Annotated in this window: 13 protein-coding genes; 7 read left to right on the plus strand and 6 right to left on the minus strand. The window is 40.1% G+C overall.

Annotated elements, in window-relative coordinates:
- Positions 1–116 precede the first annotated feature (116 nt).
- Positions 117–506, minus strand: a complete 390-nt coding sequence (gene blaI, locus BN1066_RS07485) for a penicillinase repressor BlaI (protein WP_077318806.1) — start codon at positions 504–506, stop codon at positions 117–119.
- A gap of 58 nt (positions 507–564) precedes the next feature.
- Positions 565–2,364, minus strand: coding sequence for a BlaR1 family beta-lactam sensor/signal transducer (locus tag BN1066_RS07490; RefSeq protein ID WP_077318807.1), 1,800 nt, complete (start codon positions 2,362–2,364; stop codon positions 565–567).
- A 341-nt stretch (positions 2,365–2,705) separates the two neighbouring features.
- Between BN1066_RS07490 and BN1066_RS21185 the strand changes: the two genes are divergently transcribed.
- From BN1066_RS21185 to BN1066_RS07515, 5 genes are all read left to right on the plus strand, one after another.
- A complete protein-coding gene (locus tag BN1066_RS21185) occupies positions 2,706–2,969 on the plus strand; it encodes a penicillin-binding transpeptidase domain-containing protein (RefSeq protein WP_077318808.1) in 264 nt (87 codons plus the stop codon).
- On the plus strand, positions 2,914–3,606 hold the full coding sequence (locus tag BN1066_RS07500) for a penicillin-binding transpeptidase domain-containing protein (RefSeq protein ID WP_179104317.1): 693 nt from the start codon (positions 2,914–2,916) through the stop codon (positions 3,604–3,606). Before BN1066_RS21185 ends, BN1066_RS07500 begins: the two co-directional genes overlap by 56 nt.
- Positions 3,607–3,997: 391 nt before the next feature.
- Entirely contained in the window at positions 3,998–5,491 is a 1,494-nt protein-coding gene (locus BN1066_RS07505) for an aldehyde dehydrogenase family protein (RefSeq protein WP_077318810.1), read from the plus strand.
- Positions 5,492–5,710: 219 nt separating this feature from the next.
- Complete coding sequence (locus BN1066_RS07510; RefSeq protein ID WP_077318811.1) at positions 5,711–6,901, plus strand: coenzyme F420-0:L-glutamate ligase; 1,191 nt, start codon at positions 5,711–5,713, stop codon at positions 6,899–6,901.
- Positions 6,902–7,736: 835 nt separating this feature from the next.
- Positions 7,737–8,444, plus strand: coding sequence for a DUF421 domain-containing protein (locus BN1066_RS07515; protein ID WP_077318812.1), 708 nt, complete (start codon positions 7,737–7,739; stop codon positions 8,442–8,444).
- A 1,024-nt stretch (positions 8,445–9,468) separates the two neighbouring features.
- Here BN1066_RS07515 and BN1066_RS07525 read toward each other — a convergent pair.
- The 4 genes from BN1066_RS07525 to BN1066_RS07545 form a co-directional block, all read right to left on the minus strand.
- Positions 9,469–11,442 (minus strand): hypothetical protein, encoded by a 1,974-nt coding sequence (locus BN1066_RS07525; RefSeq protein WP_077318813.1) that lies wholly within the window; start codon positions 11,440–11,442, stop codon positions 9,469–9,471.
- A 681-nt stretch (positions 11,443–12,123) separates the two neighbouring features.
- Positions 12,124–12,819, minus strand: a complete 696-nt coding sequence (locus tag BN1066_RS07535; RefSeq protein WP_077318815.1) for an ABC transporter ATP-binding protein — start codon at positions 12,817–12,819, stop codon at positions 12,124–12,126.
- A gap of 2,028 nt (positions 12,820–14,847) precedes the next feature.
- Positions 14,848–15,225 (minus strand): lactococcin 972 family bacteriocin, encoded by a 378-nt coding sequence (locus BN1066_RS07540; protein WP_077318816.1) that lies wholly within the window; start codon positions 15,223–15,225, stop codon positions 14,848–14,850.
- Positions 15,226–16,113: 888 nt separating this feature from the next.
- Positions 16,114–16,554 carry a cell wall hydrolase gene (locus BN1066_RS07545; RefSeq protein ID WP_077318817.1) on the minus strand — a complete coding sequence of 147 codons (441 nt, stop codon included), beginning with the start codon at positions 16,552–16,554 and terminating at the stop codon, positions 16,114–16,116.
- Positions 16,555–17,057: 503 nt separating this feature from the next.
- Between BN1066_RS07545 and BN1066_RS20430 the strand changes: the two genes are divergently transcribed.
- Both BN1066_RS20430 and BN1066_RS07550 read left to right on the plus strand, forming a co-directional pair.
- Complete coding sequence (locus BN1066_RS20430) at positions 17,058–17,357, plus strand: hypothetical protein (RefSeq protein WP_218668068.1); 300 nt, start codon at positions 17,058–17,060, stop codon at positions 17,355–17,357.
- Positions 17,358–17,473: 116 nt separating this feature from the next.
- Entirely contained in the window at positions 17,474–18,463 is a 990-nt protein-coding gene (locus BN1066_RS07550) for a hypothetical protein (RefSeq protein ID WP_218668069.1), read from the plus strand.
- The last annotated feature ends 378 nt before the right edge of the window (positions 18,464–18,841 follow it).

An 18,841-nucleotide genomic window follows, 5' to 3' on the forward strand; every position in this document is an offset into this window, starting at 1 on the left:
ATGTCTTATTGATTTTTCCCATAAAAAATCCCCTTATAGTAGACAGATGGATATGCTTTCTTTTTCCTGTCTATTATAAGGGTTTCCTATCATTTAGACCTTGCTTGTTTTATCTACTATTTATCTTTTGCCTTCTTATCCAAAATAGAGCGTAGTTCGTTAATTTCTTCATCGGATAAGGTTTCTTCCTCCATAAACTGAACGAGGAGTGATTTCAATGCGCCTCCATAAATTCGCTGAATAAAAGATTTTGCTTCTGTTCGCTGACATTCATCCTGTGAATACAAAGGGAAAAACGTATAAACCTTTGTATCCTGATTTACACCAACAACCTCTTTTTGAACAAGTCGATCTAAGAGTGTGCGCACTGTTTTAGGGCTCCAGTCCGTATATGCCTGTAAAGCTTTATATACTTCATTAGCTGTTTGGGGCTGCGGGGATCGTTTCCATAACGATTCCATGACTTCCCACTCGGCTTCCGATATTTTTGGTACATGCTTCGTCATTGCTAATTTCCCCCTATTCTTTCTGAGAGCTATGCTTTAGAATGCCTTCATCGGTTATTTAAAAATTTTCCTCTGGTATATAGATGTGTTTATCCTTTAAAATCGATAGCGTTATATCCATTGCTTCGCTTCCAGAAGCATGATCGTCTCGCTGAATATTGGTGGCAAAAAAGTACGTATTCCCCTTTGTCTCTACATAGCCAATAAACCAGCCGTTTGTATTTTTCTCATTTACGCTGCCTGTCCCTGTTTTACCTGAGAGAACAGATTCGTTTGCTTCCTCTAACTGAATAGCATCTTTCACCGTCTGAATATTTTTTTCCTTAAACTGAAATTTGTTTGTGTAAAAGTCTCGAAGTAATTGTACCTGCTCTACAGGAGATATCCGTAAAGAGGATTCGAGCCAATATCCTGCTAAGCCTTCTGAAATATCACGATTTCCGTAGTTAATTCGTTTTAAATATGCTTCGATCTTATCCTCTTGCACCATCTGATCTAACTTCTGAAAATACCATGTTACTGAAAATGCCATAGCCGATGATAGATCATGATCTTGATTCCAAGAATCATACGGATAAGAATTGCCACTCCATTTCATGGTGGAATGATCAGGTTTAATCACATTTGCTTCTAAACCTAATAAAGCACTGAATATCTTGTATGTGGAGTTAGGTGATACCCTTAATGTACTCCGATCCTGATTGTAAATGGTATAAGCATCCGCATTCCTATCATATAAGACAAAACTGCCTTCATAATCGTGAAAGTATTCGCTTAAGTCCTCATAACTAACCCGGTTATGGTGGAATTCATAGCGATCCTGCTTAGACATCATAGCTGATACAAATGGAATTTGGCTAAAAACAACCATAAACATTATAATAAAAACGCCGATACTTACAAGCTTTTTACTCCTGCGCTCCGGTTGATAAGCAGCAATTTTCATAATCCGCCTTTTTATTTGCGATTTTGAACCGTTCAGCTGATTAGCTAATGAAATAGGCTTGAAGGTTGAGGATGAGTGAATAAAATGAATCAGTGTTTTCCCATATGGTGCGTGGTCATGTTTGTCCAGCCTATTTAATACAGCTGTATCACACGCAATTTCTCTATCAAGACGTATTTCTCGAAAAGCAATCCATAGAAGCGGATTAAACCAGTAAATGAATTGATAAAAAATCAGCAGATAATTCGTAAATGTATCTTTATGCTTATAATGAGTAAGCTCATGAAGAAAAATATATTTAACCTCTTCTTTGGAGAGCCATTGATGAAAGCCGCTAGGAATAACCACATAAGTCGTAAATAAGCCAAACGTCATCGGTGATGCAGCCAGTGGAGCTTGTAACAGTCTTATCTTTTTGGATATATGAAGTTTCCTTTTACATTCATTAAATAAGTCTAGCACGTCTTTATCTTCTACAGCCATAGCTGAATACTTTATGCTTCTGAGCTTCAACCATGCATGGAAATAAAGCATAAAGAGCACCAATATCCCTATAAGCCAGATACTCGCAATAACTATATTAAAATTATCTAAATCAGGACGATTCACATTGGTTGCAAAATCCTGCATCCACGTATTATCGCTTATGTCCAGTGCTTGCTCAGCGCCAACGTTTGATCTATTGCTTTCATTCTTTTGATTCTCTTGGAAAGTATGAAATGGCATAAGATGAGATTCCACTACTAAATTTGTTGGTATAAAAGGAAGTGTCAACGCAAGTAGCAAGAGAAACCATAGATTATAATGCCATTTAGCTGATAACTGATTTCGGAATACTTTCTTAATCAGTAAAATAATAGCAATCGTAAAGGAAGAGACAAGCAATCCCGTAATAAAAAGCGTTAGAAACATGAATTCCCCTCCATTTTAATTTTTTGGTTTAATGAGGGTTTTGACAATAATGATTAAAAAATATATTATCCTTAAATACCTTATTCTATTGTATTTTCGCAACATCATTATATAAGACAGCCATATTTTGACTCTTATTTTTTGTTGACTTCATTCGACTACAATTGTAGTATAAAATTACGCTTGTAGTCAATATAAATTTACTTCGTTTCTTAGTAACTTGGTATACCTTGATTGATTACATTTGTAGTCTATGCGTTTTAAATTCATACAATACTTTGGAAAGGTTAGGAGATGGTAGCGGTGAAACGAATATGGTTTAGGGCAGCTTTGGTTGGTTTATCAGTTCTCCCTCCTACGATCCCAATGCTTTTGTATTAGGACTCACGGATGAGCAATGGGCAGAGTGGAGTGAAGATCCACAAAAACCGTTATTGAATCGCTTTACAAATTTGTATGCCCCCGGCTCCGTGTTTAAAACACTGACAGCTGCAGTTGGACGAAAATCCGGTATAATGGATCCAAATAAAGGTCAGACATATAGACGGATTGAAGTGGACAAAGGATGGATCATGGGGAGATTACTATGTTACAAGAGTCAGTGACAAGTCTAAGGTAACGTTACGCGATGCTTTTGTTTATTCTGATAATATTTACTTTGCTCAAGAGGCGTTGGATATTGGACTGGAAACTTATACACAAGAAATAAAGCGGTTTGGATTTGAGGAAAAGCTGCCCATTCCTATTACAATCATACCTTCCATTCTCTCAAATAAAGGTATAAAAAATGAAATTCAATTAGCCGATTCAGCCTATGGTCAAGGGGAAGTGATGATGAGTCCGCTGCACCTGGCTTTGGTTTATACACCTTTTGTGAATGAAGGCGATATGCTCTATCCATATTTGCTAAAAGGGGAAAAACGAAAAGTATGGAAACAGAATATGATTCCTTCAGAAATAGCTAATCAGATTACCAACTATCTTATTCAGGTAGTGGAGGATCCGCATGGTACTGCACGTGGTACTTATATCCCCGGTATGACCATTGCTGGAAAATCGGGGACAGCTGAAATCAAAGCAACGAAGGATGACGAGAAGGGAACAGAAAATGGCTGGTTTGTTGGCTATGATACGGAACAAGCTGAGCTGTTACTTACCATGATGGTTGAAGATGTGAAAGAACGTGGAGGAAGTGGATATGTCGTAACCAAAGCAAGAAAAATCTTTCAATCTATCAAGTGAATATCCTATTGTAAACTAAATTGGAAAATGCCATATCACCCACCAAAATCCTATAATTATAGATGTAATTATAGGAGATTATTTCTTTTGTAGCTTTTTGGTCAAATCCTCTCCCTGCCTAATTCTTCACCTAATGAACCAGCAAATAAGTAACTGAATGGCAACCATAACCGCTGATTTAACAAATTCACATGGATCAGGGGGCTTCTATTTAATAATTTACTTACATTTCAAAAGGCTATTTAAGGTTAAAAACTATTTCTTTAGCAAAGGAAATCTCCCCCAAAAAATAGCTTAATGCCTGTCTACAAGCTATTTTCTTGTAAACACTTTCAAGTCTAAGTAAAATAAACAGTATAAGAAAACTATAAACAAAGCGGGGGAGTTCGTAATGAACAGCAAAGTAAACACAGAACAACGAATTGATAAATCATACAAGCTATATATCGGTGGCCAATGGGTAGAAGGCACGGAAGGCAGAAAAATAGCTAGTTATAATCCTAGTACCGGTGAAAAACTCTCTGAAGTGATTGATGCAACACATGCTGATGTCGATACAGCAGTTGAAGCAGCGACAAAAGCATTTCAATCTTGGAAAACTGTCGGCGTTAAAGAAAGAAGTAAATTACTTCTTAACATTGCTGATTTGATCGATGAACATGCAGATCATTTAGCAATGGTTGAAACATTGGATAATGGTAAACCACTGAGAGAATCACGCGGCGCCGATGTTCCATTAAGTGCAGATCATTTTCGCTATTTCGCTGGCGTTATTCGTTCTGAAGAAGGAACTGCCAAAGAATTAGATGATGATACATTAACATTAACTTTAAAAGAACCAATTGGTGTTGTAGGTCAAATTATTCCATGGAACTTCCCATTATTAATGGCTGCCTGGAAAATTGCTCCTGCAATTGCAGCAGGAAATACCGTTATTATTCATCCGTCTTCATCAACTTCACTTAGCATATTAGAATTAGCTAAATTATTAGATCAAGTATTACCTCCAGGTGTTGTTAACGTCATTACTGGTAGAGGTGCTGATTCAGGGGATTACATGCTCCATCATGAAGGCATTAGTAAATTAGCCTTTACTGGATCAACAGAAGTTGGTTATACAGTAGCAAAAGCAGCCGCTGACCGTTTAATCCCATCTACATTAGAACTAGGTGGAAAATCTGCAAATATTTTCTTTAATGATGCACCATGGGAAAGAGCAATTGAAGGTGCTCAATTAGGTATTTTATTTAACCAAGGGCAAGTATGTAGTGCTGGATCACGTATTTTTGTTCAAGAGGGCATCTATGATAAATTTGTTAGTGAATTAAAAACAGCTTTCGAAAATATTAAGGTCGGCCTCCCTTGGGAAGATGGCGTGCAAATGGGTGCGCAAATCAATCAAAAGCAACTTGATAAAATATTACAATACGTTGAACTTGGCCAAAAAGAAGGCGCTACATTGATAACAGGCGGTTATCAAATCAAGGAAAACGGCTTAGAAAATGGTGTATTTATGGCACCAACTATTCTTGCTGATGCTTCTAATCATATGCGTATCTCACAAGAAGAGATCTTTGGCCCTGTTGCAACTATTATTAAATTTAAAACAGAAGAAGAAGTCATTCGTTTAGCAAATGAATCCGAATACGGCCTTGGTGGCGGTGTGTGGACAAAAGACTTGAATACTGCCCTTCGCGTATCCCGTAAAGTAGAAACAGGCCGCATGTGGGTAAACCAATATACTAACTTCTCAGCTGGTGCTCCATTTGGTGGGTATAAAAAATCAGGTATTGGTCGTGAAACATATAAGAGTGTTCTCGATGCCTACACCCAAACAAAAAATATTTTCATCAGTATGAAAGAAGAAAAAGACGGGCTATATTAATCTCATTAAAAGCTGTGTCTATAAGCATTTAGCTTAGAAGACACAGCTTTTTTTTTGCATGGACATGGCTTGCTAATACACGATCGTTCTGTCATTCTTTCGTAATATCATTCGCTTTTTTATACATACTTCTATATATTCGTTTTACTTATTACTCTTTTTTCATGTATATTACAAGTAGAAGTGTTTTATTTTTAGTTATTATAAGGAGCGATTATATTGGAAAGAGTAGTCGGAACAGTTGTTAGAGGCCTTCGTTGTCCAATTATTAATCAGGGAGACAATATTGAGGAAATTGTTGTCAATAGTGTATTAAAAGCTTCCGAGGTGGAAGGTTTTCAAATAAATGATAAAGATATCGTTACAGTAACAGAATCAGTCGTAGCACGTGCTCAAGGTAATTATGCCTCAATTGATCATATTGCTAAAGATGTTCGTTCCAAATTTGGTGAAGAAACGATTGGCGTCATATTTCCTATTTTAAGTCGGAATCGTTTTGCGATTTGTCTCCGCGGTATTGCGAAAGGGGCTAAAAAAATTGTCCTCATGCTGAACTATCCATCTGATGAAGTGGGAAATCATTTAGTAGATCTGGATATGCTTGATGAAAAAGGCGTTAACCCTTGGACAGATGTGTTAACAGAAAAAGAATTTCGAGACCTTTTTGGCTATCAAAAGCATCCTTTTACTGGAATTGATTATATCAATTATTATAAATCCATTGTAGAAGAATACGGTATGGAATGCGAAGTAATTTTTTCAAATCAGCCAGAAACGATTTTAGATTATACTAAAAATGTGCTAAGCTGTGATATTCATTCACGATTCAGAACGAAAAAAATCTTAAAGGCCAATGGGGGAGAAAAAATTTACAGCCTGGATGACATCTTAACTGAGCCTATTGATGGCAGTGGCTATAATGAAGCATACGGCCTTTTAGGTTCTAATAAATCAACCGAGAATACGGTTAAACTTTTCCCAAGAAAGTGCCAGCCTATTGTAGATAATATCCAACAAATGCTGAAAGAGAAGACTGGAAAAAATGTAGAAGTGATGGTATACGGAGATGGCGCATTTAAAGACCCTGTAGGGAAAATTTGGGAGCTTGCTGACCCTGTCGTCTCACCTGCTTATACATCTGGTCTTGAAGGCACGCCAAACGAAGTGAAATTAAAATATCTTGCGGATAATAATTTTGCAGACTTAAGAGGAAAAGAACTCGAGGAAGCAATTAACAACTATATTAACAATAAAGCCGAAGACCTTGTAGGTTCCATGGAAACACAAGGAACAACGCCGAGAAAACTTACTGACCTTATCGGCTCCCTATCTGACTTAACCTCAGGCAGTGGCGACAAAGGTACACCAATCATCTACATCCAAGGATATTTCGATAATTATACGAAATAAGTAGGGAGTCAAGTACAGGCACCATCCGGAAAATAGGTGGTGCCTGGCTTAATTCTTTTATCCTTTATAAACTATCTGCTTCTCTTCTAGAGCTAATTTTATGGATACCAATTAAAAAAACTGTAGATACGCTTAAATTACCCACAGTTAAAAGATACATGTACTCTACAAAGCAGCCTAGGTTCCTTCGTATATTCTATTTTTTTAAAATGCTAGATTTTTATTTAACCTTTTAGCTAAATTGAATGCTTCCACGCCTTTTTCTTGTTCTTAAGCTCTTATCGTATAATTATATGAATGGGAGACAATTAGAACGCTAAAATTGTCTAATCACTGCAACAAGGACAGCCATTATATCCCCACCGGACTAATAAAGGTATCTGCACCTATTGGCAATAATTTATGCATTATATAAAAGTAGATTGCTTTGGTCTTATTTCTATATCGTATGTTAGTAAATATGGTTTCAAAGAGTGTGTCAATAATTTTGTGTAAATCCCTTTTTTACAGACATGGTTAGCCAGTTGTTCGGGAGGTAATTGCTCTTATTCTACAGCGATAGCTACTAGCCCTTACCTTGGGTTTCTTCCTCGTGATCCGTCTTTATAGCTAAGTAATGTAACCGTTATCTGTTAACGACTCCGCTTTCCCCTGTTAATTGTCTTATCTCTAGGATGTTACTTCTTCAATATAAAAAGTATTATTACTATATAATAGTTTTCTAATGTAATTTGGAAAATTGACCCTAAAAAATATGTATTTATCCATTAAATCTTGGTTACGATGATAGTATGGTATATTTTTTAGATAATAAGTAGAAGCAGGGGGGTATGCAGTGGAATTGTTACAAATATCTTTAAAATTAGTCATCGGTTTCTTTATTCTATTTCTCTTAATCCAAGTTATTGGAAAGAAAATAATAGATAAATATACTCCATTCCATTTTATTTCAGCTATTGTCTTGAGCGAATTGTTAGGAAATGCTATCTATGAAAAAAGTGTTCCTATCACCCATATCATTTTCACCATACTTATATGGGGATGTTTAGTATTAATAGTAGAATACATTGCTCAAAAATCCCTTTTATTAAGACGAGTGTTCGAAGGTAAACCAACAATGGTGATTCGACATGGTGAGATCGATTTTGAACAATTAAAAAAGAGTCGCATGAATATTAATCAATTACAAAGCTTACTTCGCCAAAGTGAAATTTTCTCCATTCGTGAAGTGGCATTTGCACTAATAGAACTTAATGGCTCCATCAGTGTATTAAAAAAATCACAGTATCAAAAAACAACTTTACAAGACTTTAATATGCCTCCACAGCCTGTATACCTTCCGATAACACTAATTAAAGATGGTGTATTAATTAAAGAACACTTAAAAGAAATAAACAAAGATGACCAATGGTTAAAGAACCAGTTATTAGACCATAACATCAGCAAAATGAAAGACGTACTTTTTGCAGAATGGCTAGAAAACGATGGTTTATTTGTGATTCCACATAAATCACTTTTACATCATAAAAAGGATAAAGGGTAAATAAATGTAAGTTCGTATGGGGTAGTACTTCTTAAGATTCATTAATAGGATAATTTGAGCTTCTAATTTAAAGAACCCATCTGAATATTATTTATTCTGTTTCTATCTTTGAAAAATTGCTGTAATTCTTTCTACCGTTTTCTACACTCGGTTACGTATCGCAAAAATCTATACTATACAAACGGAATCAGTCTGCACAAAAACTCAAAGCATAAGGTGTACAATGCGCCTAAAATATGCCTAAATTATGATAATCTGTCAATAACCACCCATATTTCGTTAAATCAAGCAGCTGTGGTGGTTACAACACCTATTCATTCAATCTGTCGGACAGCTCCTAGGCTAGCGAGATCGCTGGTCGATGAGTGGTGTGACGAGCTGTTGAAACGACCTCACGCCGGTCGCCATACGCGTTGAGCATCTCGGAGTCGTGCATAGACACAATGGACCGTGCGGCCGTGCACGACGGAGTCCGCAAGCAGATCGATGACCTTTCGCGGGTTGGCTGCGTCGAGTGAATGTGAAGCGGTGGGCTCAGCGGCGAACAGATCACTCGTACTTGTAGATGGCATGAACAGCGCAAAATCGCTACTTCCCGCCCTCACTCACGTGGCGCTGGCCTACTCACCTTCTTCCACCGCCTCTTGAGACCCATCTGCTCAAGCATCTGCATTTTTAGTTCCCGTGACGCTTCGTCCCAGGCCACTTGCCTGCATGGCGACATTGAAGGCAACCGACTCCTCATTATGATACTGTAATCTAAAGTATGAACGCTGTGTGGTCACGCCAGAATTGACGTCGTTCCGTTCCTTGTGACATCATCTCTGTCGATCAAGATGCTTCCCTAATCCACTTGGGGAAACAGCCCGAGGCAGTGCAAGTGTATGGTCTTTCTACATCCGCTCGAACCAACGAGGGCAGTCATGACCCCGGGCGTGCAACAAACAGTCTCACCGTCAGCCGGCCGCCTACCAATTGCTACAGAAACGCCCTGGGATTCAATCAACCATCTGCACCTCTCTGATCAAATTCGACGCCTACTAACGCCATTGAAACACCAACGTGCAGCAAACAAATGGCTTAGTGGCACCACAAGCAATCCATACGCCGCGGCCACGAGTACAGCTCCCAACGCATCAGGCTTTTGGAAGAAGACTACGACGCCCACGAGACCGACCCCAACAAGCAATTCCTTCGCCACTCGGCTCTGGAGGATCCGCGCCCATGACCGGCCTGCCACCCGCAGCGGGAAGTCACGCTTTGCCTGAAGCAGTGCGGTGATCAACGCACTGATCGCAGCAGCGACAGTGAAAGCAACAACTAATGCAATCAGCGCAAGATTCTGCAACCACACAACGTACGCTGCGAACTGCGCGAGGAGAATCCCCTCTTCGGCAATGTAGGCAACTTTCAATTCGCCTTTGAGGCCGCGATCTCGTAGCGCCTGTACGTCGAGACCATTCCGCTCTAACAATTGCTGCGTAGCAGTCACACCGGTGAACACAATGTTGCTACCCGAGGCCATGGATGTCAAGGCAGAATCGTTAAAGGTGTCGTAAAGCGAAGGCACGACGACGACTAGGACATCGTCCGCAAAGTGAAGCCTTTCGCCCCCTCCTCCTTGAGCCACCGGCAACCGAAACCCGTCGACCGGCCGCAAGAACTGGAACTGTGCGAACAGTTCCTTGGAAAGCTCTCCCCTCGATAAGAGTTCAGCCTCTTCTCGAACCATTCGTGTAACGTCTTCTGGAAGGCTATGATAAGGTACCGATGTGACAGCAGGCTGTGGAGCACCCGTGGTCACCAGATCAAGCCAACGCTGATTCACGTAGGAAATGGCCGAGTACTCCCCCAAATCGGCCGGCATTGTCATTTCTTGAGTGTAAGTGTAGGAAAGAGCGACCGCATCAAGCGATTCCGCATCCTTCACCAGCTTGCCAATCATCGGCTCCATGTGGTCCATTTCGTCAACGTCGGTCGCAAACACAATGGCGACCTGGTCTGCAAGTTTCTTCCACTGCGCCATTTCAGCAGCCATAGCGGATGAGTGTTTGTATGCGGACCAAGCAGGCCCAGCCGCAGCCACTACCAAGAGGAACGTTAGCGCTTGGATCACGATCGCCGCCGAACGCAGGCTCTTTACCGCCGGCTGTCTCGTGGCGAGCATGGTAGCACTAGGCCAAGCAGAGGCAGACATGATAAGTGCAGCGAGCAGGGATACAGCAATGACGGCGATTTGCAGACTGACCAGCGCCTTGAGGTAGGTACCGACGTACATCCAGCCATGAAACACACCTACATAAACTGCTGCAGCCAGGGCTACGGCGCCCGCCGAAACCAGCAGCACACCCCCGAACCCGGCCAGATCCTGTACCTGAATCCGCACGGTCGGGCATCCGCCCAGAACACGAAGAGCACGCCCTCGCGCCCTCAGCGACAACCAGAACAGTGCTAGCGCCACAATCAGCGCAAACGCCGAAAGAACCGCGGCAGCAAATCCTCTTTCTTGAATCACGAATCCAAGACTGTCAAAAATTGACGCATCCCCGCGGCCAACTTCCACGCCTGCACTTTTCAGCGTGTCCTCGAATTCGCCCAAGTGAGCTTTTTCGCCGGTTACGAGATAGAATCCATCGGGGTAAGAGGTGGCAAGTCGATCCTTACCAACGATCTTTCCTACACCATCACCGCCGAACCAAGTAAATTCGGCGGGTAGATCCTCATCGTTAAGTGCAACGAAGATCTGGTCATCACCGTCGCTGGCAAGATCCGGCGCGACCTTGACCAGACCAAGATCCCAGCGCGTATCAAGCTCCTCCAGCTTTGCAAACGCTTCAGTAACGGAAAAACTCGATTCGCTAAAGTTGAGGCTAAACCTACTTTCGACACCAATAGCCTGTGGAAAGTCTCGATCATATAGGTCGGTGATGATCGCTGCCAGCAGGGCTAGCAGAGCAAACAATGCACCTGCGACAGCCACTATGATACGCTTATACACAAGCGGGCCCTCCAATAACTATCCGAACTCTCCATGCTAAGCCCCGGCGACCGCAACCGGTATCGCCGGGGTTCGGCGTAATCGCCTCAATTAGCAGGTAATGTTTTTTCATTTATTTCATTCCTCCTCATTCAACCAGCTAAATACTTTTACTCTGTAACTAATTTATCACCAGCCGTTCGCCAAAATCGCCTTATGTACAGTTGACCAGCGCCTCATACTTGGCGCAGTTGGCGGCGTCAGTCAGGTTCGGATTGACGACATCCGCTAGTCTGCATTGACACAAGTGGCAAACAACAGTTGCGCCGAACCGGCTGTGCGGAAATTCGTGTTAGCGCTTCACCAGATGCACCGGAACCCCAAACCCGTCACGGCGGCTGAGTAGGTCGGCGATGGCGTCACGCTCGGATTTCGAACCATAGTTCACCATAACTAGCCCTCGGTCCTGGTCATCGGAACACGGTTTTCCCACTTCGACCGTAATGTCATTACTGAGCGCTTTGATCTCCTCAGCGAGGTCTTGGTGACTAGTAAGCGCTGCATTGACCTCCGCTACGGTCGGTAGCTGGTCGCATGGCGGGTGCGTATCCCTTGATACTGGGATCCACCCGTTTAGGAGCGCAACTGCTCCCACTACCAACAGTAAGCCAACAACACCGATAATAATCTTAGTGCCCGATTTCATGAGGTCCCTCCTAGACTAGCAGGATCGCTGGTCGATAAGTGGTGTGACGAACTATTGGAACCGACCTCATGCCGGGCGCCACACGCGTTAATCATCTCGGAGTCGTGCGTCGAAACAATGACCGTGCGGCCGCGCGCAGCGAACTCCGCAAGCAGATCGATGACCTTTTGCCGATTGGCTGCGTCGAGTGAAGCCGTGGGCTCATCAGCGAACAGTATCGTAGCATCTTTGTAGATGGCACGAGCAAGCGCGAGTCGCTGCTTCTCTCCCCCACTCAGGTGGCTGGCCAACTCACCTTCTCGACCCTGAAGACCGGTCTGCTCAAGCACCTGCGCCAACCGTTCTTGGTTTCCCGTGACGCGTCGTCCTAGAACGCTCGTCTGCATGGTCACATTGAAGGCGACCGATTCCTCATCCATGATGCCGTAATCCTGAAGTATGAACGCTGCATGATCACGCCAGAACCGACGCCGGGCCGCAGTGCTGTACCTTGTGACATCATCTCCATCGATTAAGATGCGCCCCTGATCCACTGGAAGCAACAGCCCGAGACAGTGCAAAAGTGTCGTCTTTCCACATCCGCTCGGGCCAACAAGGGCTGTCATAATCCCGGGCGTGCAACGAACGGTCTCACCGTCAAGCACGTTCCGCCCACCAATTGCTACCGAAACGTCCTGGGCTTCAATCAACATCTGCATCTCCGTCAAATTCGACGTATACTGAGGACATCGCCAACGCAACGAATATCCCTTTGACCCTTTGAGTCAAGGGTCTCGTCTTTTTCCTATACAAAAGTTTTTTCATTTATTTCATTCCTCCACATCCAATTGTCCATTTTTGTCACTTTTTTTACTCTTGAAGCTATTTTTCGCCGCCCACTTACCATGTCGGTACGGGAGCGGTTTTTTCTTGCCCTTGTTGGCGGTGTCTTGGCATCCTATTCCTTTTTTACCAAACGGATCAATTTCTTTTTATAACTACAAGCGAATATCCTTACCCCATTCATTTGTATACTATACGGCCTGTTAACAAATGCAAGACCTATCGGCAGCCGAGGCAAAAGGAATTTGCTGCTTGTTGAGATTTTGATATCCTGCGCCTCCCAATATGTACTTATCTATTATTATACAAACAAACTGAATTGGAAAAAAGGTTCATGAATTCTTAGTTTTACAAGAAAGTTTTAACATAGATTTGGCAAATAGAATGAACACATGCCGATTAGTAGCTGATTTCTAGCTTTTTTTACACAGTACCGGACAGTTTTTGCTCTCAGTGAAGCTCAAATTTGGAAAACACAAGATGCTTTTACATCAATTGCTAAATTTCACCTTAAATTATCTGTAAGGCATAAATCATTCCCCAACTTGAAGCGGGAAATTGAGGCTGCACTCTACTCCTTAATTACCTACAGCTTCTCGCTTATTTATCCCGCATGTAAGGTGCCGTAAGACTCCCACTTCAAGACCTTGAGTTGATCCAAAGGGTCTAAGTGGGAGAAAACGGCACCTAAATGCCCGATTCGTTCGACTAACATTCAGTAGGCGATGGAAGAAAACTCCTACTGAATGAAGTTTCACTTTATATTTTCAAAACCGTTTTCCTTAAAAAAATCTTTGCAAACTCTCAGATATTAATTTCCATTTAGCGAACAACCTTCTCTAACCATTTGTTGGCTACCAGTCCGAATAGCTATCAAAGCTTTACTAATTAACGGTATTATATTACTGATAGTGCATCTTGTAAATTTCGTGAAATTATTCCCAATAAAACTTCAGAAATGAAAGCCATTTCGAATTACCACATGAATTATTTCTTTTGTCATATCACAAAACATTCCTAGTTTTTTATGTACGAATTTGCTAAAATAAAAAAAGATTTTTTTGATCTGAAACGTTTCGCTTAACTTACAGTGCAATAGCCAAAGCAACAATCTTTAAAAAAGAACTAATAGGTAAACATAACTAAGTCGAAGCCCGGAAAACGCAAGCATGGAAACACATAACAGAATTTTCTACCGAGACTAATTACGATAAAAACTACAAAGTAGATCTAGTACAAGAATTTGGTCTTTCAAAAAATGATCCTTCATTCATATTTTATTGCCTTTTTCATAGATATGCTCTCTTTTTTTGGTATGGTTCCTTGGCAAGCCATGGAAAGAAACCTACTTTTCGTGTGGATATATTACTATGAAGGAAATTTGATATATCATATCACGAAAAAGCTCTTCAACAATCCGAACGCAGTACATTCCTAAACATTATCTAAAAATTCCAGAACGCGAAAGCACCAGGCGATTAAATGTGCTGCACCCCCTTAAAACGGAGGTATTACCCATGAACGCTCAGAACTTAGAAGCTTTGTAAGCACTGGGATAAAAACTGCCAGCTTGTAAATATTCTGCATCTGGCAAATAACATTCCCGCACCGACATGATAGGTGGACGGTAAGGCAAGCTAATTCATTTATGACATAATATGTTTTTATCTGGAAATTAATGCAAAGAAAACAATTTTAACTCGCTCGTCATCAATGGCCTGTGGAAAGTCCCGATCATATCGCTCAAGTGATGATCGCTGCCAGCAGCGTAAGCAGAGCAAATAACGCACCTTCCGACAGCCACTATAAATGCGTGCTTATACAAAAGCGGGAACTCCAAGAACTATCTGGAACTCACCATGCTAAAACCCCAGCAACCACAGCCGGTATCGCCTAGATTAGTTGACACGGTAGAAGTAACGACCCTTCAGACCCGGCGAGTTTATGGTTCCAACATAGGCGTTAGAGTATTTCCCCGGGGCCGTATCTAAACTCCTGTTAGTCTTTTCCACTTTGCCGTCGATGAGCTTTTGTACCGTCGAGCCGTGGACCTTTGTCGGATGGTTATACTCGGAGCGGAGTCCAGCGTTCACGAATCCGTACCTCCATGTTCCACCTTCTGCTGGGTACTGGTAGTGATAACCTGGATTCACCCAGGCTTGTCCAGGCACTACCGCGGCCCCCACCAAAGCAATGGCCATCGCCAAAGCAGCTAACGTCACTTTGATCATTCGAGTCAAGGGTTTCCTCTTTTGCCTATACATAAGTTTTTCCATTTATTTCATTCCTCCTCATTTATCGGACTATTTTTGTTAATATTTTTACTTTTCAATCTAAATTTGATACCGCCCACCTACCATGTCGATGCAGGAGGGGTTTTTTCTTGCTCTTGTTGCCTTGACTAAATTTAGTATGATTGTAAAATTAAGTAAAGTAAAGAGCATTTCGACTTATTAAATAATTTGAAAATTAGTTATTTATTACTATTAACTAATATATTAAATTATTCGTGGAATACGTTTTGATAGTATAAAAAATTTGCTAGGTTACATTCCCTCCGTAGTTTTTCCATAGACCAAATCGAAGGGATGTTTATTATAGCAGAATACATTGCTCAAGAACCCTTATTAAGAAATGTGTTCAATCGATTTTGAAGTGGCATGTGTACTGTTAGAACCTAATGGCTCTGTATTAATTAAAAATAAACAAAGACGACCAATGGTTAAAGAACTGTTATTAGCCTATAACATCAAGCAAAATTGAAGATGTACTTTTTGCAGAACGGCTAGAAAACGATGGTTTATTTGTGATTCCACATATATCACTTTTTCCTTATAAAAAGTATAAAGCATAAATAAATGTAAAAAACTACTGTGCGTTACTTATGGTACGATTCATAGAAACGATTTAAAAGTAGCGAAATGTCTTTTTTACAGCAAGTAATCCTTTGTATCTCCAAACGGCTTATTTAATACTTAACCACTAAGGGAGTATGCAGATAGATCTGACAACAAAAAATAATCACCCTGCGCCGTGACGGGCTAGTAGGGTGATTTCTATTTGTTTCACCAACCATTTCAATGATAAGCTAAAAAAATCCTTGCATAAGCTTCCTCGCGCAAGGCTATCTTTTCCAAATGTTAACTGTATCTTTTACCGAACACCTAGCCCATGTACACACTTTCGCATGTATTTGCCTGTGGTTCGTAATAACAATGTAACTTGTATTGCCCTGCAAATGGTTGGTCGTACCATGTAGGGGGGCACGGTGCATAGGGATTAAAATACCATAGCGCATACTTGGATGGATGCTCTCTCCAGTAATCTAATACTCTTTTGGCTAATCTCTTTTCTACACCTCTCGCTCTGTTGTAGAAAACATTTCCTTTTTGTACAGCTTCGAAAGAGTAATTGCCTCCCTGTATTTGAAAAATCACATCGTATATGGACCTTAAATCTTTAAAGTCTAAACAATTAGCTACTAGTCGGTTTACAATGACATTACCAACCATCAGCATCCCTAGCTGGCCTTCACCTTCAGCCTCTGCCCGCATCATCCTTGCCACTAAAGCCACATCACTATCTGTATATGCTACCCTTGGCATTTTATCACCTCTAAAGATTATATGAGGAAATTTGGGAAAAATGATTGCTGATATCATTTTATATATGGGTTTTGTTTGGGCTACTTTTGGCTGATTGTATTCATTAGCTCGTATTAGTCCCCATTCTTGCTAATATGGTCTGTAATATGGATACTTTTTCCATATATTCAAGAGACCTCATTTACTTTGTGATACGGTTCACCGTGAATATTTGAGGGGCAAAAATGTATAGACTATCTTCCTTTTTGTGATGTATTTTACCTTGTGAACAATAAATAGCTTATATAGGAGTTAAACGAAACGCTCAGGAATAAACTGAGCGTTTTATATAACATTTTACTTACGTAATACGATAACTATGGTAAAATTTTGTATATACTCGAATGTCCGAATACATTTATTAGATTGTTATATTAAATACTGATTAAGATTTTAATCTATAAAACTAACTAAAGGGAGGATAAAGAAATGAATAATGAATTACAACTACCACTTCAGGAAATTTGACAGAACAGCAAGATACTAGTCTGGATCTATTTAAGTTTGAAAAGGGATTAATAACATATTTGCAAGAAAGTGGATTACCTTCCGACTCAGTTCTTGTTCCAGTTCCACAGCGAATTAATGTGTATAGAAATATGCCCGATGCACTATCTAATCTTAGTCCAGAGTCTAGGAGTAATTCATTATACATATCTAAGTTTGTAGCAGCTGTAACCGCAGGACTATTTGATGCAGCTTTAAATTATCTATGGGACGAAACAATAAATGAATTGCGAAACAAGTTGTCCATTATGATTTAAATTACTTTTTTGATAATGCGGTTAAAAGCCAAGAAAAAAGAAAACGCTTAAAAGATGAATCTGATTTAGACAAGATAGATGACAGTGAACTTATTCATGGTGCTAAAGAAATAGGATTGATATCTGAATTAGGCTTCAAACATTTAGATTATATAAGGTATATGAGAAATTGGGCAAGTGCTGCACATCCAAATCAGAATGAACTAACTGGATTACAAATTGTATCGTGGCTGGAAACCTGTATAAATGAAGTTATATCTCTTCCACTCTCTAATATTACAATAGAAATAAAAAAATTATTAACAAATATAAAAGCAAATGTAATTAGCGAAGAGGAGGCTAAGCAAATTGCTTCTTTCTTTCAGGACTTTTCCCAAGAACAGTCCAATACATTAGCTCAGGGATTATTCGGAATATATACAAGAACAGATACTACTACTCAAGTGCGTGATAACATACATCGGTTATTACCATATTTGTGGGGACTGGTTGATGAAAACACCAAAAACCTCTTTGGTATTAAGTATGGAAAGTTTGTAGCCAATAATGATCAGGAAGAACAGAATAACGCTAGAGCATTTTTAGAAATTGTATCAGCTGAATCTTATATCCCCGATGGATTGAGGGCAGCTGAAATCGAGACAGCCTTAGATGACTTACTAATAGCACATAGGGGAACTAATAATTTTTATAGTGAACCACCCCTTGCTAGGGAACTTTCGCGTTTAATAGGTGATTCAAAAATCCCGGAACAGGTTAATAAAAAGTATGTTCTAACATTAGTAGAGGCTTTCTTAACAAATGGTCATGGAACTGCATGGAACGCTGACCCTATTTATACAGGTTTAATAAAACAATTTGATTCTAATCAGGCCCTAATAGCAATATTATCCTTTAACGACGAAACAATATCTAGTAGTCTTCAATTCAAGTTGTGCCAGAGTAAATTTAGAGAGTTGCTAGAAATTCTTAAAATAAAGATTACATCTAGTGCAGTAACAGAACTAATTAAGGAAATAGAATCATTTTCTGGACCACTTGATAAAATGAAGGATGATTCCCGTTTTAAGCAAAAGGTGTCTACTTTGAGAAAAATTGTTTCCTAATAAAGATTTAAATAACACAACTTAATACCCATACCATGAGCAGAGATCCATCAAGTTGATGGATCTCATTGTATTCCATTTTACCTTTTAAAAAAACAAAGAGCTATTTGCTACTGGTCCATATGCATAAAACATAATTAGTATTAATCGAAATAAATTTCGTGTATTATAAACGGTGTTTAGTTCCATATGGACAATCTGGATATGGTAGTCTATCTAAATGATACATGAGAAAGGCTAGGTATTTATTTGTATCAGAGACAAATTCTGAAAAATCCCCGATATCCTTATTCTTAAAGGCATGAATAATATTTCTACGTTGTTGTATTTTTAAAACCCATGCATCAAATTCCTCTGTTTCTATTGACTCCCATATTT

It is taken from the genome of Virgibacillus proomii (assembly GCF_900162615.1).
In the GTDB taxonomy this organism is placed as follows: domain Bacteria; phylum Bacillota; class Bacilli; order Bacillales; family Amphibacillaceae; genus Virgibacillus; species Virgibacillus proomii.